Below are 21,297 nucleotides of genomic sequence, written 5' to 3' on the forward strand. Positions count from 1 at the left end.
GAAAGAGAGGACAGATCTCCGAGCAATGAGTCTCGACTTCGACTCATTAAAGTTGGCTATAGATGAAGCAATGAGCGTTTTGCCTGATACACGACTAATCGTAATGAATGAGAATTTAGATTGGGGTCTCATCTCTATCGAGGAAACCAAAAGAATGCTCATTTGTAAGGATTAGAAGGTGACAAGCTAAGATGAACTTTGTTGCTTTCCTCACTGTTTGATTTATAAGCAGTGAGTATCATAAGTTGTCTATGATGCTAAAGAGGAGCTTTGCATGGCATGCCGTTGTTGTAACAAACGTTTGAACGTAGGGATGATACACAAAAGAGATCCCCATACAGGCCAAAAATTTAAGTCTTGTCCTCATTGTTCTGATGCAAATGGAGGAGAGCACGTTTTTCATCCATATCCATCGTCCTTTGGTAAAACACCTGCTAGAGTGACCGCTCGAAACCCTGAAGGATATCAAAGCTACTGTATAGATTGTCGTCGCCTGGATAAAGGAGTGCAATCTCAAGCCTATATGAATGGGAAAGCATGCAGTAGTCTTGTTGAATAGAACTCTGATGAACTTATTTCAAGATGATGCTGTTACATGGCTGTCAACGCTCGATGCTGCGAGCGTTGATCTATTAATCACCGACCCTCCCTATGAGTCTTTAGAAAAACACCGAAAAATTGGCACAACAACTCGGCTTAAGGTTAGCAAGGCGTCAAGTAATCAATGGTTTGATATTTTTCCTAACGATAGATTCGAAGCGTTACTCAGTGAGGTCTATCGTGTGCTTAAGAACCACTCGCACTTTTACCTTTTCTGTGACCAAGAAACGATGTTTGTTATTAAGCCGATAGCAGAAAAAATCGGCTTCAAATTCTGGAAACCTATTGTATGGGACAAAGTGAGCATTGGTATGGGCTACCACTACCGTGCTCGACACGAATACATACTGTTTTTTGAAAAGGGTAAGAGGAAGCTCAATGATTTGAGCATACCTGACATACTGACCCATAAACGAGTCTATAGAGGGTATCCAACTGAAAAGCCAGTAAGTCTCTTGGAAGTTCTGGTCGCTCAAAGTAGCAGAGAAGGGGAGCTAGTTGTTGATCCGTTTTTTGGCTCTGGCTCGACTTTGGTTGCAGCTAAAAACTTGAATCGTCGGTTTAAAGGGAACGATATTTCTCCGTCTGCCCATGAGTATATTCGCCAGCGTATGGATTTTGGAACTTAAAAGGCTAATACAGTTAACGGCTACCTGAAGGTAGCCGAGTAGCAATGTGGGGTTGTGGGAATTAGGCTGATTGATAAATCTCAGCTTCCAATTCAGAAATCGCTTCTAAGTATTGCTCTTTTCCGCCAAAGCACTTTTTGACGATTTCAGCAGGGCGTCCCATCTCGTCAAAAGGCTTAACTTTGAGTACATGAATATTCTCAATCTCTTGAACGCCTTCGTCTGCGTACTTGTCTAGTAAGTTGTTCAACACCTGCTGAGCCGTTTCACCGTACTTAGTGAAGTAGTTGCGCTTTTTGACGTTGTCAGCGCGTTCTTTTCTGGTGAGTGCTGGTTGGTCATATACGACATGACAAATCATGTCGAATGGATCGAGATCTTTGCCTACTTCCAGCTCTAACGCTTCCCAGATAATGCCTTTCTCTGCCAGTTCATCAATGATTGCTTGCTTTTTATCGGCATCTTGCCAGCGCTTAACAAAGTCATCCATTGAGGTGAACTGTTTTGCCATCGTCTTGCGGGTATAGTCTTTGAACGATTCGGTTACGAGTTTGCCGTCGGAATCGTAGTATTGAACACGTTCGGCAATGGCTTTCACCGTTACACCGTTGACATGGAACTTTCTAACTCGGTTTTCATCCTGCCAATCATCATCGGCATTGCTACCATCTGAAGGCGATGAACCAGAGTCGTATGGAGCTTCAGGTTCTTGGATGCTTTCAGGGTCGATATCTTCCCCTTCAAATGGATCGTCTTGTTCAAGCTCATCCTCACCATCGATGATCTCATCGAGTCCTTCATCGGTATCGAAGTCTTCTGGTTTTGTCTCTTTAACTCGTTCTGGTACACCATCAAAGCGCTCATCAGCGAAAAGTTCAGTCGCCTTTTTGAAGTCGAGAATGGTAAACCATAGCTTTCCGTAACGATCATCGATACGAGTACCGCGACCGATGATCTGCTTAAACTTGGTCATCGACTGAATGCCCTGGTCAAGAACAACCAGTTTGCAAGTTTTTGCATCGACACCTGTTGTCATGAGTTCTGAGGTGGTTGCGATAACAGGGTAAGCCTTTTTGGGGCTGATGAAGTTATCAAGCTGAGCTTTGCCGATTTCATCATCACCAGTAATTTTCATTACATATTTTTCATTTTTAGCAACTTGCTCAGGGTTGCAGTTGATTAGTGCTCGTCGCATACGTTCTGCGTGGTCAATGTCATTACAGAACACAATGGTCTTCGCCATCGGATCGGTGCGCTTGAGGTAGCTGGTGATGGTCTGTGCAACCAGTTCTGTTCGCTCATCAATGACCATGGTTCTGTCGAAGTCTTTCTGGTTATAGATCCTGTCTTCGATAACTTCACCATGTTTATCGACTTGTCCTTTGGTTGGTCGCCAACCTTGTAAATCTACATCGATATCCACACGCACAACTTTATAAGGGGCTAAGAAACCGTCTTCAATACCTTGCTTTAGAGAGTAGGTATAAATGGCGTCGCCAAAGTACTCGGTGTTAGACACGATATCGGTTTCTTTTGGTGTTGCGGTTAGCCCTATTTGAGTCGCTGAACCGAAATACTCAAGAATCTCGCGCCATGCGCTGTCCTCAGCGGCACTGCCACGATGGCACTCGTCAACGATAATAAGATCAAAGAAATCAGGATCGACCTGTTTGTATGCTTTTTGATAATCTTCTGGGCCAGTCAGAGCTTGATACAGAGCTAGGTGGATTTCGTAAGCGGGATCGACTGTTCGACCAGTGACTTTGGTCATAGCGGGGCCAAACGGCTGGAAATCGTTCCTCTTAGTTTGATCGACCAGAACGTTTCTGTCTGCCAAAAACAGGATGCGTTTTTTGGCTCGGGACTTCCATAGTCGCCAAATAATCTGGAAAGCAGTGTAAGTTTTGCCCGTACCCGTTGCCATAACCAAGAGTACACGGTTTTGTCCTGTTGCGACCGCTTCCACGGTTTTGTTTATCGCTTGTAGCTGATAGTAGCGCGGGGACTTACCGCTACCATCATCATGGTAATCTTGAGTAATGACTGGAAGGTGCTCGGTTTTGTAGCCTTTCCAAACGCAGTATTTGTCCCATAGTTGCTGAGGTGTTGGGAAGTCTTCAAGTCGAATTTCAGTTTCGAGTTGAGCTGGGTTGGTTTTGTCGTGGAAGATAAAACCGTCGCCATTTGAGGCAAAGACAAAAGGGACTTCAAGTAAGTTGGCGTAGTCTAGTCCTTGTTGCATACCTTTGCCGACTTCATGCTTATTCGTTTTAGCTTCGACAACTGCTAGAGGCATGCTCGGTTTATGGTAAAGAACGATATCCGCAGACTTAACCTTTTTCCTCGCAGCTGCCTGACCACGAACAATGACCTTACCGTCACGCAGTTTAACCTCTTGACGGATTTGAGACATATCATCCCATCCTGCATCTTTGATAGCGGGAAGAATGAATTTCGTGATGATGTCGGTTTCAGATAGCTTTGATTTATTGATTGTCGATTCCATGCGATTAGCCAGCTCAGTACAAATGCATTTCATGACTATACCAAAGGATGCATAAAAGCAGAAAAGATACTGACTTATCAGTGAAGTGGGTAACGGTATGCATGAAATACCAGATGCTATTCGTGGAAATAGTTATCCCGTTATGCAATAGCATAACGGGAAGTCAGTTAAGCAACGATATCTAGAGACTCGGTACTTAATCTAGTGTAGCTACGCGCCCTTTGAGTCAGAGAGATTTTCGCTTTATTTGTTGTTCCGCTAAATCTACCGATTTCAAAACCCAGAGACTTCATGAGTTGCCCAAAATACAGCATCTTTTTATTTGTCGTGCTGTTTTCGTTGAGTGATAGTGGGATGTGAGTATCTTTGTGCAGTGTCCAATTGACTAATTCCCGATTTTCGATCATCAGATTAACAAACCCCAAAATCTGCTCCCTATGGATCATGATAGAAGGTGATTGAGAATTAAGCTGGTGTCCGTTGAACAGACCCTCATTGATTAAATTCGCCAAGCGGCGATATGTTGAGTACTTGCTGTTATCTTCGTTTGGCGCTGGAACAGAAAATAGCTTGTCGAAGAGCTTTCTGTTCTTAGAAAACAGGAAATGAAATTCGACATCTTCTTTTGTGACTTCAGTCAAATGATAGTAGCTTTTAATTGTATGCTTCGAGATGGCTGCGTTGTCACTGGCTGTGCGCTTATCAGCCATCATAAGCCGCTTCACGTCATGCTGGGTTAAATCGACAGATTGCATAATGGCGTTGACCAACGCCTCTCTGTAAGCTTTTAAATATTGCTTGTTCGTTTTAGACCCACAGCTCTGTGAGTACACTGAGGATGGTAGCGGATCAACATGAAAGCCGAGTTCCTTCAATGTTAGCCATAGATGTAGCCCCAGAGGTGCGGTGAACTGTGATTTCACGTTACCGAATGCAATCTCTAGGTGGTCTGTTGGCGCTGAGTGAATATTCGCATTGTAGACTCTTGCCCTTGTCGGGCGGCAGAAGAAGTCTTGATGGGCATCTACGGTGAAACAAATCTCCTTTGCTTTACGGAATCGACGTGCGAAGTTAACTAGTTCAAATGGATTTAGTGTTTTGTCACAGAATACGACAACTCTATTGGCAAAGTTTTTGACGATTGAGAAGCCTGACCCTAGACAGGGAGAAGCGATAATCGCTTTGTATTTGGAGATTTCTTCATTCGGGTTAGCCAGAAAAGCACGTTGTGCGTCCATTCCTTTATTCTCCCCGTGAATGACTAGCACACCGTCGTTTAGAGCCGCAGTCTCACTATCTAAACCTTGTTTGTCCTCATAACCAAGTTGTTTAACTACTCCTCGAAGTGTCACTAGCGAGTCAAAGAGAAACACCTTGTCCTCCAACAATTTAGACTTGAGTTCATCCTGACTATAAAGATACTGATTTTTATCTGTGATAACTGCTTCAATTCCCAGATATGGGTTTTTGTCGCACTGGATTAAAGTCACGTCACCTCGTAAATCCTTCAAGAAGCCTAAACTAATATCGGAAAGATCAGCATCGCCCACAATGACTTGTGGAATGGAGCGAATAATCTCAGACAAGCAATGAAAGACGCGTTGTTTAGGCATTTGTAGTGAATGCTCCGAACACACGACAGTTGAAATTACTTTCTCAAACTCATCAATAATCAAGGTATCAGCATTGTGGCAATATGCTTGGATATGTGCTTTCCACACACTATTGACGACTAATCCCATCGCTTTCGACTGTTCAAGCTGAGTTAAGTTTTGAGTGGTATAGCTGACCGCATGATTTTGAATGCAGTATTGTTCTACTAAAGCCATCAGGTGAGAAAGATATACCACGGATTTATTGTTTTGCTCAGCTAGCTGAGTAATAGGGCCAAAGACGTGTTTCGTTTTACCAGTCCCTGTTGCAGATTTAATCGCAAGGGTTCGCTCATTGGCTAGCGCTTCACACACTTCTGGACAGTCGAGAGTTGAAGTACGGATTGTTTTCGTCGGCGTTCTAAGCTTCATAAAATCTTGAACTGATGAATGATAGTGGTGTAGCTGTAGTTCAAGGCAATCTAAAACTTTACTAAGGAAATTATTGTCTTTGTGAAGATAGAAACGGTAAGTTCTCAAGCATGATTTAGCATCGGAACAGATCAGAGGAATTGTACGGACTAGTTTTTTAGCTAGCCAGTCAATGATTTCGTCACCCCGCATGCCGCAATTCGTCAACTGATAGCAAAGAGATAAATACTGGATTGTATCGTTGTAGTCTTTCAGACTGTAGAGTCGCTTTGATGCTAAATCATAAAGATCACACCTAGCGTCGCGATAATTAATCATCATGAAATCTACAGCTTGAGCAGGGAGCTTTTTTGAATCAATGATTAACTTGATGTTATTGAAGCCAGCATCACGGTAATAGCGGATAACTTCAGCCAGGTTGTTTTTGTCGTTGCGAACAGCAACGACCCTGTACTTGTCATGATCGAAGCTTAGAGACTCGCCGTTAAGAATGGCGACTGAGCAGGACTCTGTTGAACGAACCAGTGTATGTTCTGAGGCTTGAGATTGCGCGATAACGTTCATTTATTCTTATTCCTAGTAGAACGTAAAAGTGCAAAGTTTCTAAGTAATATATATAACTAAAGAACTCTGCACTTTTACCAGCATGCTAAAGCATGCAGTAAACAATTGATTTATTTGTGCTTAGTGAGAGTTTTTAGTTATGCGGCTAATGCATAGAGACTGTTGTCGAAAAGAGACTGTCTTTGCTCAACAAGATGAGAAACAGTTTGCTGTAGATCTTTGCCTAGTGCCATGGCTGCGATAATTGCATCGACCTCATGAGACAAGAAACCAACAGAGTTTGCACCAAGGGGAATTGAAGGTGGGAATGTTCCATCGTTAATTTTGCGGTGGAGAGTCGCTCTTGAGAAGGGTACGCGTTGTAGAACGTCAGATTTACGTACGATTTTGATTTGTTGTTCAGTCATAACTAACACCTTTGTTATTTTTTAATTTTTCGTTTGTGTTAAAGACCGCTGGCCAGCGACGAAATTGAAGTTATGACAAGTTGCTGGTCAAAAACAGAGGGGGGTTTTTGACCAGTTGTTGATTTAGAGAGTGTTTCTACTTATCTATTTGATTTTAAAGGTTTTGCTGATGAAAAGAAGTTGGAAAATACGGCTTCCGCTTCAAGATCATCAGAATATGACAAACTAGGCAGTTTGTTTATGGACTGAGATGAGTAGTACTTCCGTAGGTTATCTCTGTAACGTTTAAACTCATTATCTCTTTCAAAAGAAACGATATCTGATAATCTATCTATCCATGGGTAATCGGATTTTTTGTATAATTTCAGATGGTTATCAAAATTCATTAAAGATTGTATCGAACTTGGTGTTTCTTTTGATGGGAAACCTGAGTAATGAAGATGGGAATGTTCAACTACTTCATCAAAGCACGAAACCATGTCAAGGAAAAATTCCTTGTAAGATGATAAAAATGTAATGTCAAACTCGAAAATTCTTATCATGTTTTGATGGACCTCCCTTTTTGATTTGTTTCGCGCTTTGTAAAGAGTTAGCTCTGTTTGTTCTTTGTTCAGTTGGATAAAAGAGTAGTATTTTTTCTTGACTTGGCTTTTAGAAAGCTTAGTGATCTTTGTCACATTTGCGATTTTTTCATAGATCTTTTCTAAAGATTTTTCAGGAAAAATTTCTTTACCTAGCAAAACCATCCGATAAATATCCTCATCATCAATCTTTTTAGGCTTTTTGCTCTTTGTTAAGCCTAACTGATCTGAGTAGTCTCGCATTATTTGGTTAATTTCTTCGGCGTTTTCTGAACATAAAATATCTAGGGCAGCTGCAAATGTGTCATCGATTAAATACTGCAATTCTGTATAAACTCTTTCACTAGGCGCAGATTCGATTAGGCTAAATCCAAGATAGAGAAGAAAGAGAGCTGTATTTTCAGGAGTTTTTGTCCTGTCTTTAAGAATTCGTTCCCTGTGTTTATGTACAAATTTGTAGAGTGCAGAATCTTTATACGAGAGGTCATCATATACTTGACTCATTGCTTTATCCCTTTTTCTTAGCAATGGTATTGGCGTTTGTAGAAGCATCAAGTATGAAGTTGCTCCACCATTCCATTATCTTACGACGCTCCTGAAGGTACTCAGCATTGTTGTAGATGTCACGAATCGTGTTCTTGTCTACGTGTGCTAGACACAGCTCAATAGCATCTTTGTTGAAGCCCTGTTCGTTGAGCGCTGTACTGCCAATGGAACGCATACCGTGACTTACTAGCTTTCCTTTCATTCCTGCACGTTTTAGAGCTGCGTTGACGCTCTGACTGTTCATGTGCTGGTCTACTGACTTTGAACTGGGGAATACATAGCGTTGTCCGTATGAGATGGGCTTCATAAAGTTTAAAAGTTGAATCGAAGCGTCTGAAAGAGGGATTTTGTGATCGCGTTTCATTTTCATTTTATCTTTGCTAATGACCCAAAGTTTGTTTTCGAAATCAATTTCACTCCATTCAGCGGCTGCACACTCAACGGGACGGGTCAGAGTGTGGAGTTGGAATTCAAAAGCGCAGCGGGTAGCAAGCTTGATATTGGCTAACGACATCGCTTGCATTAGATCACTAAGTTCATTTGGTCTGATAGTGCTCATATGATCAGTTTTTGGCTTCTTAAATATTTGCTTTATCCCGATCAATGGGTTGGACTGAATCTTTCCGCAATTCGCCGCGTAGTTCATCACTTCATTTATTCGCTGACATACTCGCTTAACTGTCTCTAATGCGCCCTTTGCTTCTACAGGTCGTAAGACTTGAATCACAATTGGGGCAGTTAGCTCACTTATCGGCATGTTACCGAGGTTGGGAAAGATATGTAGCTCTAGAGATCGCCAGATATCGTTGGCATAGTCTTCGGAAACGTCATGCTTTTTTACTTCAAACCATTCTTCGGCAACTGATTTCAGAGTTGATGACTGAGCTATCTGTGCGGTAATGAGTTGGTTATCTCTGTGAGTTTTCGGATCAATACCTTCAGCGACATGTTGGCGCATTTCTCTTGTTTTCTCTCTCGCAGATGCGAGAGTAATGTCAGGAAAAGCACCAAGGCTGATGTTCTTGCGTTTTTTAGTTACTGGGTGGATGTAGTTGAAAATCCAAAGCTTTGCACCATTTGGTTTTATACGTAAGTACAGGCCGTTGCCATCGGCAAGCGAATATTCTTTTTCTAAGGGCTTAGCTTTGGTTACTTGAGTTGGTGATAAAGGCTTGATTTGCTTAGCCATTTTAATGGTTCCTTTCTGATGTAACACCAATTTGTGTTGTTATTGGCTAGTGTTACGCAGAATGTTACTAAATGACTGAGATTAAGTGAATCTTGATGAGACGCCCTGAACCACTTAAAGCTAGATAGGACAAGGGTTTAGAAAAGAAAACGGGACGTCCTGAGACGTCCCGTTACTAGTGATTGGTGGAGCTGGCGGGAGTTGAACCCGCGTCCGAAAATCATTCATCTTTGGTACTACATGCTTAGTCGATCTTTAATTTCGCCATCCACCTGCGAACCGACACGCTAATGAATGACTAACCTGAATTATAATTCGCCGTTCATCTCTCAGGTGGGAAAATCCGGGCTAGCGCGTTTGGTTTTGATCCCTCGTTGGTCCCCGTCTTACGTGCGGAAGCTAGGGCGAGAGAGCTCTCAGCAGGGTATTAAGCTGCTAGTGCGTAGTTTTCGTCGTTTGCGACTATTTTTTTGCGGTTTGTTAACGAGGCCTACCGCACCTCGGCATGCACCTCAGACTGCAAAATTCCCGTCGAATCCTGAATCAGCCCCAAGGTTGTAACTCGCATACTACCAGAAAAGTATTGTGTGTCCAGTGGTATACGATTAACTGGTTACTATTAACGCAGGTTGTTGCTCTTCATGACGCGTGCTTTCTGGCGTTGCCAGTCTTTGTCTTTCAGGTCATCACGTTTATCGTGCAGTTTTTTACCTTTCGAGACGCCGATTTTCAGCTTGACCCAAGAACGTGACCAGTACAGCGATAGCGCGGTTAACGTCATCCCTTCACGGTTTATACGACCGAACAGGTTATCCAGTTCACGACGCGATAACAGCAGCTTGCGCACGCGGATCGGGTTCGCGACCACGTGAGTGGAGGCTTGCTGCAGTGGCGTGATGGTCATGCCGGAGATAAACGCTTCTCCGTCACGCAAGTATACATAACTTTCTGCGATGTTGGCTTTACCCTGGCGAAGTGATTTGACTTCCCAGCCCTGTAGCTCCAGACCAGCTTCGATTTCATCTTCAATGAAATACTCGTGGCGGGCTTTTTTGTTCAGCGCGATAGTGTTGCTACCCGCTTTTGTCTTTGAATTTTTCTTTACCATAGTGGGCGCATTATACGGATTGGTGGAAAGTTAGGGAATGGTTTTCTTTGTGTAGCATAAGGTTAACCGAATCATAGCTCAAGAGGCATTATGCAGTAACTTGAGCTCGCTAAGGGATAAAAGTACAATCAGAGTGGGTGCGATATTCCGAACTGAACTCAACTGAGCGGAATATAGGTATAAATAGTTATGTAGGCACGAATTTTTGGTGCAGTTCACGCGAAGGTGAGGAGAAAAGATGAAGCAAGTTAGTCGTTCCGCGTTGGTCTCGTTCAGTGCGGATCAGATGTTTCATTTAGTCAATGATGTGGCGAGCTATCCGGAATTTTTACCCGGATGTTCGGGCAGCCGCGTGCTGGAGACAACCTCAGATAAGATGGTGGCGTCTGTGGATGTGTCCAAGGCCGGCATCAGCAAAACCTTCACGACCTCTAATGAGCTGAGCCATGGGCAGTCGATCATTATGAACTTGGTGGATGGCCCGTTCCGTACTCTCCGTGGCGGCTGGTTTTTCACTCCACTGGATGAATCGGCGTGTAAAGTTGAGCTGAAACTAGAATTTGAGTTCTCAAGTAAAATGATTGAGCTGGCGTTTGGTAAGGTGTTTAACGAGCTGACCAGTAATATGGTGAATGCGTTTACCGCGCGTGCCAAACAGGTTTATGTATAACCGGCTTGTGATTAGCAGGCTTGTGTATACACGGTTTAAGCGAAGAGAGTTAACGCGCAATGAGTATTGAATCAGACATGATCCATGTTGAAGTGGTGTATGCTTTGCCGCATGAGCAGCGTGTGCTGACTCTGGTCGTCAATAAAGACATGACGGTGGAAGAGATCATTCAGACTTCGGGCGTACTGAAGATGTATCCGGAGATTGATCTGAGCAAAAACAAAGTCGGTGTGTTCAGCCGTAACGTGAAGCTGAATGCGACCGTGCGTGATCGTGACCGGATTGAGATCTACCGTCCGCTGCTGGCTGATCCGAAAGAAATCCGCCGCAAGCGCGCTGAACAAGCTAAAGCGGCTGCTAAAGCAGCCCCGGCCACCGGTGGCAAGCCGAGTGCGCAGCGCAAAGCAGAAGAAGCCTGATGATGTGTTAATTTTAAACAACCCGAGTTAACACGGCGCAATAAAAAGAGCTCGCTTAGGCGAGCTCTTTTGCTATCCGCTATTTGGTGTTGTTTCATCTTCTGTGATGCTTTGACTATCTGTGATTTTTACCTATCCAAGATAGCTTGAAAGCGCCGACTCACGATTTAGTTCAGGCTTTCAAAGAAGTCATCACTGGTTTTAAAATCACCGGCGATATCCATCAGGTTGCCGTCATTATTAAAATTGACGACCAGATTTTTCTGCTCGGTGTCGCCGTGTCCTGGTGTGTGATGGTAGATGTAATACCAGGTATCCGGATAGCCGTTTTCTACCAGCATTGGCGAGCCTAATACGTAGCGTACCTGATCTTTAGACATACCAAACTTCAGTTGATCAACCGACTGTTGCTCAACGTAGTTACCTTGGTTGATATCGATACGATAAACCAGACGCTCAACGACAGAACAGCCTGACAACATGGTCACGGCAAGGGGTAGGGCAACAAGCCACTTGGTTAACTGCATATTCAATTCTACTGCTGATCAAACTCAAAACTGGGGTGATAATAAACAAGCTCAGGGCAGAAGTAAAAACTTCACACTCTCCCTGAGCTTTTTATGACTGCGAATTTTGAATTAGGTTGCAAAGCGTGAACAAAAATTAGCAAATTTTGTCGATTAAGCCGCGATGAGCAGCTCTTTGGCATTGGCCAGCGTCGATTCTGTGATCTGGCTACCACCCAGCAGGCGAGCCAGCTCTGCTACTCGTTGTTCATTATCAAGCTTAACCATCTGGGTTTCCGTAGTGCCGCCTTTGGTGTGTTTAGCGACAAACAGCTGGTTATGACCGCAGCCGGCAACCTGAGGTAAGTGGGTGACACACATGACCTGGGTGGACTCGCCCAGGGTACGCAGCATTTTGCCTACTACGGCTGCCGTCGGGCCTGAGATACCCACATCCACTTCATCGAAAATCAGGCTCGGAGTATCGACTTTCTGCGCGGTAATCACCTGGATGGCGAGCGAAATCCGCGACAGTTCACCGCCGGACGCAACTTTGGCGATTGGCTGCAACGGTTGGCCCGGGTTGGTGGAAACCAGAAAGGTCACTGAGTCAAAACCAAGCGGCGATGGGTGGCCGCCCTGATTACACACATCAATTTTGAATTCGGCTTTTTCCATGCTCAGTTCATGCATGCTCTGGCTGATGAGCTTATCCAGCTCTTTGGCATAGCGGCTGCGTGATTTGTGCAGTTTCTCTGCCACGTTGACCAGTAACTGGTATTTGTTGCCGACTTCTTCTTCCAGCTCCGACATTTTTTCTTCCGAGCAGTCGAGTTGTTCGATTTGCTGCAGCAGATCCTGATGATGCTGATACAGGTCTTCCGGCAGGACATGGTGCTTGCGTGACAAGGACATAATGCGTGAGTAGCGCTCTTCGACATACGCCATGCGCTCCGGATCGACATCGATATTATCCAGATAGGAACGCAGTTCATTGTTGGCTTCTTCGAGCTGAATCATGGCTTCACTGATCATATTTGGCAATGCGGCCAGTTTTGTGTCCATTTCAGCCAGTTCAATCAGGGTATGGCTGACGCTTTGCAGCATGCCAAGCGCGTTGACATCTTCACCTTCGTAGAGCAGTTCAATTGCTTGCTGGCAGTTCATCGCCAGTTCACCGCTGTTGGACAGACGTTTGTGCTCCTGCTCCAGCTCAGCGTATTCGTCTTCGCCGATCGCCAGTTCATTCAGTTCTTTGATTTGGTATTCGAGCAGTTGCAGCTGAGCCAGATTCTGCTGGCTGTTTTCTTGCAGCTGTTTTAACTGATTGTTGGCCTGACGCCAGTTTTGGTAGGCAAGACGGGTCTTTTTCATCAGTTCACCGTGGCCGGCGTATTGATCCAGCATCGCCAGCTGTTGTTCCGGCTTCATCAGTTGCTGGTGAGCATGCTGACCATGGATGTTGATCAGCAATTGACCCAGGGATTTTAGCTGAGAAAGTGGTACCGGACTGCCGTTAATAAAGGCGCGTGAACGGCCATCTTTGCTGATGGTGCGACGCAGAATGCAGTCTTTGCCATCCAGCAGTTCGTTATCTTCCAGCCATCGGGTGGCGTGAATATTATTGTCGAGGACAAAAGCGGCGCTGACTTCGGTTTTTTCTTCACCTTGTCGCACCATGCTGGCTTCCGCGCGGCCGCCTAAACAGAGGCTAAGCGCATCAATGGCAATCGATTTACCGGCACCGGTTTCACCGGTGATGGTGGTCATTCCCTTTGACAGCTCCAGTTGCAGAGCTTTAACAATCGCAAAATTATTTACACTTAGATGAGCCAGCATTTTGTGCACCTGTATAATTGAACAATACTGTATAAGAAAACAGTATATACTGTTTCTTTATACAGTAAAGTTGGTCAGGTGAAATCTTTTGCTTAACCAGAGAGAAAGTGTGATCTGGGTCGCGTATCTTGGTTTTAGAACAATTTACTCGACCAGCCGAGCTTATTTCGCAATACATGGTAATAGCTGTAGTCTTGCGGATGAATCAGTTTCAGCACGTTAGGGCTCTGATAAATATGGATTTCATCTCCAGGTGACACTGGTAGGGATACCTGGCCGTCACAGCTGATTTCCTGCGTGCCCCGATTATCTGGCGAGACAATCAGCTTGATATGGCGCTTGCCGTCAACGACCAATGGGCGGGATGAGAGGGTATGCGGGAACATAGGGACCAGAGTGATGGCATTCAGGCTCGGCGACAAAATCGGGCCTCCGCCGGAGAGTGAATAGGCGGTAGATCCGGTCGGAGTCGAAATGATCAGGCCGTCTGAGCGCTGGGAAAACGCAAAATTGTTGTCGATGTAGACTTCAAATTCAATCATATGAGCGATTTTGCCCGGGTGCAGCACCGCTTCGTTGAGGGCTGCATTCTGGCTTTTCACCTGGCCGTGGCGGTGAATTTCTGCTTCTAGCAGAAAACGTTCTTCTTCCAGATAGTTGCCGGCGAGGACATCAATCAGACGATCCTGAAAATCTTCCGGATTGAGGTCGGTTAAAAAGCCAAGGTTACCGCGGTTGACGCCGATAACCGAAATATCGAAGCGCGAAAGGACACGTGCGGCACCGAGCATGTTGCCGTCACCACCGACAACGATGCCGAGGTCAGCATGCTTGCCCAGTTCAATCAGACTGGCAAAGTGGTCTCCGGGGATATCGGTCAGGATGTCACGCAACCGATCATCGATAAACACGGACTTACCTAAAGAAGTTAACCAATGGTAGAGATCTTTATGTGTCTGAATTGCTTGTTGATCCCGGGGTTTACCAATGATGGCGATCACTTCAAATGGGTTTTTCATAAGTTTTCCAACCGAATTAGGCTTGAATCAGAATTCTTCATCCCCATAATAAAGGCAAGTTACGCTTTTATGCGAATTTTTGTGTCAGGAAACGAGGGCTTATTGCGGTTTTCCGGTCAAATATTAGACCAGGTCGTCATTATCAGCGACTTACTGAGGAAAACAGTAATAATCTCATAAGCATTTCAACTCCTTAGCACATAAGTGATAAGAGTTCTGGAGATATCATGAGCAACGAAGAAAACAAGATGAAAGACGAAGAGCTGCAGCAAGACGCGGTACAAACTGAAGCGGAAGCCGTAGGCACTGATGCTGATATCGATTGGAATCAAGGCGCTGACTCTGCAGACGAACTTGATGAGAAAGAAGCAAAGATCGCTCAACTGGAAGCCGCTTTGCTGACCAGCGAAGAGCGTGTTAAAGAGCAGCAGGATGCCGTGCTGCGTGCCCGTGCTGAAGTGGAAAACATGCGCCGCCGCAGCGAGCAGGAAATCGACAAAGCACGTAAATTCGCGCTGAGCCGTTTTGCTGAAGAGCTGCTGCCGGTGATTGATAACCTGGAGCGCGCAATTCAGTCGGCTGATAGTGAAGTAGAAGCGATTAAACCGATTCTGGAAGGCGTTCAGCTTACTCATAAAACGTTCGTCGACACGATTGCTAAATTTGGTCTGAAAGAGATCAACCCGGAAGGTGAAGTGTTCAATCCGGAGCTGCACCAGGCGATGTCGATTCAGGAAAGCCCTGACCATGCATCAAATACAGTGATGTTTGTAATGCAAAAAGGTTATGAGCTGAATGGTCGTGTTGTACGTCCGGCGATGGTAATGGTTGCTAAATAAGCATCATCTGCCATAACGGCTATGACAATCAAGTAAAAAAAGAGAGACGAATGTCTCTCTTTTTTTATGCCTAACAGTGCAGTAACTCACTGTTGCGTATGGCTTTCTATTATTAATTGCTAATTAATAATAGAAATAACACTAAAAACAACCGATTAGAGTTTAATACGGGATTGATGGCTAAAAAATGGTCATTATTCTAACTTGCTCAATGTAACATTTTTGTAAACAAATGCTTTGGATTGTTGGTTTGCTGTGTATGATGCGCGCACGTTTTGCACAATGTGTGACATAAACGGCTGTATAACTAGAAATACTCAACACAACAATCTGGAGTGGAACGATGGATAAATCGCTCTCAACAAAAATCTTTTTAGGTTTATTTGCTGGTTTGGTGCTTGGCACCGGTATTCAGTATCTTTTTTCGGGCGTTGCCCTGTTTGATGTATATCTGCTTGGCGCTGCAGAAGGCGCAGGCGGGATGTTTGTTTCTCTGATCAAATTGCTGGTGGTGCCACTGGTTTACGTATCGATCATATGCGGTATTGTTGACCTGAAAGACATCTCGGCTTTTGGACGTCTGGGAACCAAAACTTTCGCGCTTTACCTGGTTAACACCATTATTGCGATTACGGCGGCACTGACCGTTGGCATGATTTTCCAGCCGGGGGCGGATGCGAATCTGGCCGGGACGGTTGCGCAGGCTGTTAAGCTGACCACAACAGAAACGCCGGACATTTTCTCGCTGGTGGTAAACATTGTACCGAGTAACCCGGTACAGGCGTTTGCTAACGGTGACATGCTGCAAATTATTTTTATGGCGATTCTGACCGGTCTGGCCATTCAGGCCCTGGACTCTCGTGGTGGCCCTGCGATCCGTACTTTTAAAATGGCCAATGAAATCATGATGAAGCTGGTCGGTCTGGTGATGAGCCTGGCACCATACGGTGTATTTGCCCTGATGACTCAACTGGGTGCGACGCTGGATGCGCATACCTTGTTCTCGGTCGCCGGTTATGTGGCCCTGGTGGTAGTGATGCTGGTGTTTTGGATTTTCGTCTTCTATCCGGTGGTCGTCGGCATGACAACCAGCGTTTCACCGAAGCAATTTTTGCGCGCGACCCGTGAGCAGGTACTGTTCTCGCTTTCGACCGCCAGCTCAAATGCCACCATCCCGGTGACGATGCGTACCCTGACTGAAAAGCTGCAAGTGTCAAAATCGGTAGCCGGTTTCGGTGTGCCGCTTGGCGCGACCATGAACATGTCCGGTGTGTCTATTTATATTGCGCTGGCGACCATTTTTGTTGCCAACGCGTTTGGCCAGCCGATCAACTTGGCCGATATCTTTACTCTGGGTCTGACGATTTTGCTGCTGTCGATTGGTGCCGGCGGTGTTCCGGGCGGCGGTGTGGTGATGGTCGGTGTATTGCTGCACCAACTGGGCCTGCCACCAGAAGGTCTGGCGATCATCGCTGCGGTCGACCGGATCAACGATATGTTCTGTACCTCATCTAACGTGGTGGGTGATACGGCGGTTAACACCATCGTGGCCAAAAGTGAAGGCGCGCTGGCTGCACAACCAGCGGACGGCGAACTGGCAACAGAATCACGCTAAAACAGCGCGCTGCAGAGCGATATAATCTGTTTATATTTCAGAGCGAAGCCTAGCGGCTTCGCTTTTTTATTGCCCAGGAACGGCGATTTGCCACGTCAGAGCGAGAAAAATTAAAACTTTTTTTATTTTGGCCCTTGAAAAGGCTCTTGCCGCCCTTATCTATGGGGCATACGAGAAACAAACATCAACGTTTTTGTTGGTGAGCAGGGTTGAAACCCGATTCTCTACCCCCACATAAGGGGTATAGCAAAACGAACATAGAATTTATTCGGAGATAGCCTGATGGGTAAGATCATTGGTATTGACTTAGGTACTACTAACTCATGTGTTGCTGTGCTTGACGGCGACAAACCTCGCGTAATTGAAAATGCTGAGGGTGAGCGTACAACACCTTCTATTATTGCGTACACAGATGGTGAAACGCTAGTTGGTCAACCAGCGAAACGTCAAGCTGTAACCAACCCAGAAAACACGCTGTTCGCAATCAAACGTCTGATTGGTCGTCGTTATGAAGACGAAGAAGTACAACGTGACATCTCTATCATGCCTTACAAAATCGTTAAGGCAGACAACGGTGACGCTTGGGTCGAAGCGAAAGGCCAGAAAATGGCAGCGCCACAGGTTTCAGCTGAAGTTCTGAAGAAAATGAAGAAAACGGCTGAAGATTACCTGGGCGAGAAAGTAACCGGCGCGGTTATCACAGTCCCAGCTTACTTCAACGATGCACAGCGTCAGGCAACCAAAGATGCTGGCCGTATCGCAGGTCTTGAAGTAAAACGTATCATCAACGAACCGACTGCAGCCGCTCTGGCTTACGGTCTGGACAAACAAGGCGGCGACCGCACTATAGCGGTATACGACCTGGGTGGTGGTACATTTGATATTTCAATCATCGAGATCGATGAAGTTGAAGGCGAGAAAACGTTCGAAGTTCTGGCAACCAACGGTGACACTCACCTGGGTGGTGAAGACTTCGACAACCGCATGATCAACTACCTGGTTGAAGAGTTCAACAAAGAACAAGGCATCAACCTGAAAAACGATCCGCTAGCGATGCAGCGTCTGAAAGAAGCGGCAGAGAAAGCGAAGATCGAACTGTCTTCTGCGCAGCAAACCGACGTGAACCTGCCGTACATCACTGCAGACGCGACGGGTCCTAAGCACATGAATGTTAAAGTGACGCGTGCGAAACTGGAATCTCTGGTTGAAGACCTGGTACAACGTTCTCTGGAACCACTGAAAGTGGCACTGGCGGATGCTGACCTGTCTGTGAAAGACATCACTGACGTTATCCTGGTGGGTGGTCAGACTCGTATGCCTATGGTTCAGAAGAAAGTGGCTGACTTCTTTGGTAAAGAAGCACGTCGTGACGTGAACCCTGATGAAGCCGTAGCGGTTGGTGCTGCAGTTCAAGGTGGCGTACTGGCGGGTGACGTGAAAGACGTGCTGCTGCTGGACGTAACGCCACTGTCTCTGGGTATCGAGACGATGGGTGGTGTAATGACTAAGCTGATTGAGAAAAACACCACGATTCCTACTAAAGCGAACCAGGTGTTCTCAACGGCAGAAGATAACCAGAACGCAGTAACTATCCACGTACTGCAAGGTGAGCGCAAACAGGCGACTTACAACAAGTCTCTGGGTCAGTTCAACCTGGAAGGCATCCAAGCTGCACCACGTGGTATGCCACAGATCGAAGTAACCTTCGACCTGGATGCGGACGGTATCCTGCACGTATCAGCGAAAGATAAGCAAACGGGTAAAGAGCAGAACATCACTATCCAGGCATCTGGTGGTCTGAGCGATGAAGACATCGAGAAAATGGTTCAGGAAGCAGAAGCTAACAAAGAAGCGGACAAAAAGTTCGAAGAGCTGGCCACTGCACGCAACCAGGCTGACCAACTGATCCACGGTACTCGTAAGCAAATCGAAGAAGCGGGTGACGCTCTGCCAGCAGACGAGAAAGAGAAAATCGAAGCTGCACTGAACGAGCTGGAAACAGCGAAGCGCGGTGAAGATAAAGCAGAAATCGACGCGAAAGTTCAAGCGCTGATGACGGCTTCTCAGAAACTGATGGAAATTGCTCAGCAGAAAGCTCAGGCACAGCAAGGCGCTGATGCTGGTCAGCAGTCAGCATCGCAAGATGACGACGTGGTTGACGCCGAGTTTGAAGAAGTGAAAGACGACAAGAAATAATTCTTTGTCTGAAGGGGCTTGAATTTGTACAATTCAGGCCCTTCATCTTCGACTCTTCCCTCACGGGAAACACGAAGTTCGATGCGGGCGTTGGGGGAAACTCTTACGCCCGTAAATTTGTCGACTTAGTTAAGGATCCTAGGGCCTAGATTCTTTAACTATGTCGATACAAACACCAAGCGGCGTAACCACGTCGTTTGCAGTAACAGATTGGTGACCTAGAACATGTCAAAACGTGATTTTTACGAAGTATTAGGCGTTAGCCGTGATGCCTCTGAGCGCGATATTAAGAAGGCGTACAAACGCCTGGCGATGAAATACCACCCGGACCGTAACCAGGGTGAGGCCAGCTCTGCGGATAAGTTTAAAGAAGTAAAAGAAGCGTATGAGATTCTGACTGATCCACAGAAGAAAGCGGCGTACGACCAGTATGGTCATGCTGCCTTTGAACAGGGCGGTGGCGGCTTTGGCGGCGGCGGTTTCGGCGGCGGTGGTTCTGCTGACTTTGGCGACATTTTCGGTGACGTCTTCGGTGATATTTTCGGCGGTGGCCGTCGCGGCGGCGGTTCTCCGCGTCCGCAGCGTGGCGCTGACCTGCGTTACAACATGGAGCTGACTCTGGAAGAGGCCGTGCGTGGCGTTTCGAAAGAGATCCAGGTTCCGACTCTGGTGCACTGTGACAGCTGTGACGGTTCTGGTGCGAAGAAAGGCACCTCGGCTCAGACCTGTGGCACCTGTCATGGCCACGGCCAGGTACAGATGCGTCAGGGCTTCTTTGCTGTGCAGCAAACCTGTCCGACCTGTCACGGTAAAGGCAAAATCATCAAAGATCCTTGTGATTCTTGCCATGGCCAGGGCCGTAAGCAGCAGACCAAGACGCTGAATGTGAAGATCCCGGCAGGTGTGGATACCGGTGACCGTATCCGTCTGGCCGGTGAAGGTGAAGCCGGGGAAATGGGTGCTCCGGCGGGCGATCTGTACGTACAGGTGCACGTTAAAGAGCACAATATTTTCGAACGTGAAGGCAATAACCTGTACTGTGAAGTACCGGTCAGCTTTGCGATGGCAGCCTTGGGCGGTGAAGTCGAAGTGCCAACACTGGATGGCCGTGTGAACCTGAAAGTGCCGGAAGAGACTCAGACCGGTCGTATGTTCCGCATGCGCGGTAAAGGCGTGAAGAGTGTGCGCGGTGGTGCGGTTGGTGACCTGATCGTCAAGCTGGTTGTCGAAACTCCGGTGAAACTGAGCGCGCGTCAGAAAGAGCTGCTGCGTGAGCTGGAAGAGTCTTGCGGTGGCGAAGCGGCTAATAAGCATAAGCCAAAATCGGAAGGCTTCTTCAACGGTGTGAAGAAATTCTTCGACGATCTGACCAGCTAAGCTGAACACATTATTCGTTAAGTTAATCCGGTAACCTGTTAAACCGATCGTGATTAAGTAAAATGATAGTGATTAGCTTAAAGCGAGAATTAACAAGGCCTGCATTGCAGGCCTTTTTTGTGCCTGGTGATCAGCGCCAGCAGGCAACGGGCTCACGTTCGCCCTGGCTGCTGAGTGTCAGCCGGGTATAGAGCTGTCCGTCGCACCTGTCGCTGTTCTGCTCAGTTTTTGTTTGCGGTGTGGCATAAATCAGATAACCACCTTCAGACAGCTCCAGTCCTATCTGATACCGGTTTGGGTCTGATTCGCACAGCAGGCAGTGGCCGGCGTTAAATATCTCCTGGCGGTGATAGCCGTTGCGGTAACTGGTCTCAAGCTGCAACTGAATCCGGGTCATGTCACTCAGAGCCAGGCCGCGGTGCGCGCGCTGCATATGGTCAGCATAGAGCGGATAGGTCAGGGCTGAGAGGATCAGCAGCAGTGCCATCGCCAGGATCAATTCGATCAGCGTCATACCCTGAATGTTGCTTTGTCCTCTGTTGCAGTTATTTATTCGAATCATTTCCATCGCTTTTCCTGTCTGTATTCAGCCCATTGTGAAACTTGTTAGCCTGATAGCAAGACGGGTTATAGGTTCTCTCTCTGATTGCATGAGGTTCTTGG

Annotated in this window: 17 protein-coding genes and 1 other RNA gene; 7 read left to right on the plus strand and 11 right to left on the minus strand. The window is 46.3% G+C overall.

All coding sequences use genetic code 11. The annotated features are described in order from the left end of the window. The first annotated feature begins 566 nt into the window (after positions 1–566). Positions 567–1,229, plus strand: coding sequence for a site-specific DNA-methyltransferase (locus E6C74_RS04680; RefSeq protein WP_168796954.1), 663 nt, complete (start codon positions 567–569; stop codon positions 1,227–1,229). A 61-nt stretch (positions 1,230–1,290) separates the two neighbouring features. Here E6C74_RS04680 and E6C74_RS04685 read toward each other — a convergent pair whose 3' ends face one another. From E6C74_RS04685 to smpB, 7 genes are all read right to left on the minus strand, one after another. Beyond that, positions 1,291–3,735 carry a DEAD/DEAH box helicase family protein gene (locus tag E6C74_RS04685; RefSeq protein ID WP_136483524.1) on the minus strand — a complete coding sequence of 815 codons (2,445 nt, stop codon included), beginning with the start codon at positions 3,733–3,735 and terminating at the stop codon, positions 1,291–1,293. 167 nt (positions 3,736–3,902) lie between these two features. Further along, positions 3,903–6,323 (minus strand): DEAD/DEAH box helicase, encoded by a 2,421-nt coding sequence (locus E6C74_RS04690; RefSeq protein WP_123016593.1) that lies wholly within the window; start codon positions 6,321–6,323, stop codon positions 3,903–3,905. Positions 6,324–6,460: 137 nt separating this feature from the next. Continuing rightward, positions 6,461–6,730 (minus strand): AlpA family phage regulatory protein, encoded by a 270-nt coding sequence (locus E6C74_RS04695; RefSeq protein WP_020431431.1) that lies wholly within the window; start codon positions 6,728–6,730, stop codon positions 6,461–6,463. A 140-nt stretch (positions 6,731–6,870) separates the two neighbouring features. Next, positions 6,871–7,815 carry a hypothetical protein gene (locus E6C74_RS04700; protein ID WP_123016592.1) on the minus strand — a complete coding sequence of 315 codons (945 nt, stop codon included), beginning with the start codon at positions 7,813–7,815 and terminating at the stop codon, positions 6,871–6,873. Positions 7,816–7,819: 4 nt separating this feature from the next. Beyond that, positions 7,820–9,046 carry an integrase domain-containing protein gene (locus tag E6C74_RS04705; protein ID WP_136483525.1) on the minus strand — a complete coding sequence of 409 codons (1,227 nt, stop codon included), beginning with the start codon at positions 9,044–9,046 and terminating at the stop codon, positions 7,820–7,822. 183 nt (positions 9,047–9,229) lie between these two features. Next, positions 9,230–9,597: a transfer-messenger RNA gene (ssrA, locus tag E6C74_RS04710) on the minus strand. A 68-nt stretch (positions 9,598–9,665) separates the two neighbouring features. Continuing rightward, complete coding sequence (smpB, locus tag E6C74_RS04715) at positions 9,666–10,154, minus strand: SsrA-binding protein SmpB (RefSeq protein WP_136483526.1); 489 nt, start codon at positions 10,152–10,154, stop codon at positions 9,666–9,668. A 238-nt stretch (positions 10,155–10,392) separates the two neighbouring features. Between smpB and E6C74_RS04720 the strand changes: the two genes are divergently transcribed. Both E6C74_RS04720 and E6C74_RS04725 read left to right on the plus strand, forming a co-directional pair. Further along, entirely contained in the window at positions 10,393–10,824 is a 432-nt protein-coding gene (locus E6C74_RS04720) for an SRPBCC family protein (RefSeq protein WP_136483527.1), read from the plus strand. Positions 10,825–10,883: 59 nt separating this feature from the next. Then, the gene (locus E6C74_RS04725; RefSeq protein WP_136483528.1) at positions 10,884–11,243 is read left to right on the plus strand and encodes an RnfH family protein; all 360 of its coding nucleotides are present in this window, start codon (positions 10,884–10,886) and stop codon (positions 11,241–11,243) included. A gap of 167 nt (positions 11,244–11,410) precedes the next feature. On the opposite strand, the gene bamE is transcribed toward E6C74_RS04725, so the two are convergent. From bamE to nadK, 3 genes are all read right to left on the minus strand, one after another. Next, positions 11,411–11,770: an outer membrane protein assembly factor BamE gene (bamE, locus tag E6C74_RS04730; protein WP_136483529.1), complete on the minus strand. Its 360-nt coding sequence runs from the start codon at positions 11,768–11,770 to the stop codon at positions 11,411–11,413. Between the two features lie 153 nt (positions 11,771–11,923). After that, positions 11,924–13,588, minus strand: a complete 1,665-nt coding sequence (recN, locus tag E6C74_RS04735; protein WP_136483530.1) for a DNA repair protein RecN — start codon at positions 13,586–13,588, stop codon at positions 11,924–11,926. A 134-nt stretch (positions 13,589–13,722) separates the two neighbouring features. Continuing rightward, positions 13,723–14,607: an NAD(+) kinase gene (gene nadK, locus E6C74_RS04740; RefSeq protein WP_136483531.1), complete on the minus strand. Its 885-nt coding sequence runs from the start codon at positions 14,605–14,607 to the stop codon at positions 13,723–13,725. 227 nt (positions 14,608–14,834) lie between these two features. Here nadK and grpE point away from each other — a divergent pair, with 227 nt between their 5' ends. From grpE to dnaJ, 4 genes are all read left to right on the plus strand, one after another. Continuing rightward, positions 14,835–15,446, plus strand: coding sequence for a nucleotide exchange factor GrpE (gene grpE / locus E6C74_RS04745; RefSeq protein ID WP_136483532.1), 612 nt, complete (start codon positions 14,835–14,837; stop codon positions 15,444–15,446). A gap of 343 nt (positions 15,447–15,789) precedes the next feature. Further along, positions 15,790–17,061, plus strand: a complete 1,272-nt coding sequence (locus E6C74_RS04750; protein ID WP_136483533.1) for a dicarboxylate/amino acid:cation symporter — start codon at positions 15,790–15,792, stop codon at positions 17,059–17,061. Between the two features lie 282 nt (positions 17,062–17,343). Next, the gene (gene dnaK / locus E6C74_RS04755; RefSeq protein ID WP_136483534.1) at positions 17,344–19,257 is read left to right on the plus strand and encodes a molecular chaperone DnaK; all 1,914 of its coding nucleotides are present in this window, start codon (positions 17,344–17,346) and stop codon (positions 19,255–19,257) included. 225 nt (positions 19,258–19,482) lie between these two features. Continuing rightward, positions 19,483–20,634 (plus strand): molecular chaperone DnaJ, encoded by a 1,152-nt coding sequence (gene dnaJ, locus E6C74_RS04760; protein ID WP_136483535.1) that lies wholly within the window; start codon positions 19,483–19,485, stop codon positions 20,632–20,634. 130 nt (positions 20,635–20,764) lie between these two features. On the opposite strand, the gene E6C74_RS04765 is transcribed toward dnaJ, so the two are convergent. Further along, entirely contained in the window at positions 20,765–21,202 is a 438-nt protein-coding gene (locus E6C74_RS04765) for a type IV pilin protein (protein WP_136483536.1), read from the minus strand. Between the last annotated feature and the right edge of the window lie 95 nt (positions 21,203–21,297).

It is taken from the genome of Vibrio sp. H11 (assembly GCF_004804295.1).
In the GTDB taxonomy this organism is placed as follows: Bacteria; Pseudomonadota; Gammaproteobacteria; order Enterobacterales; family Vibrionaceae; genus Vibrio; species Vibrio ostreae.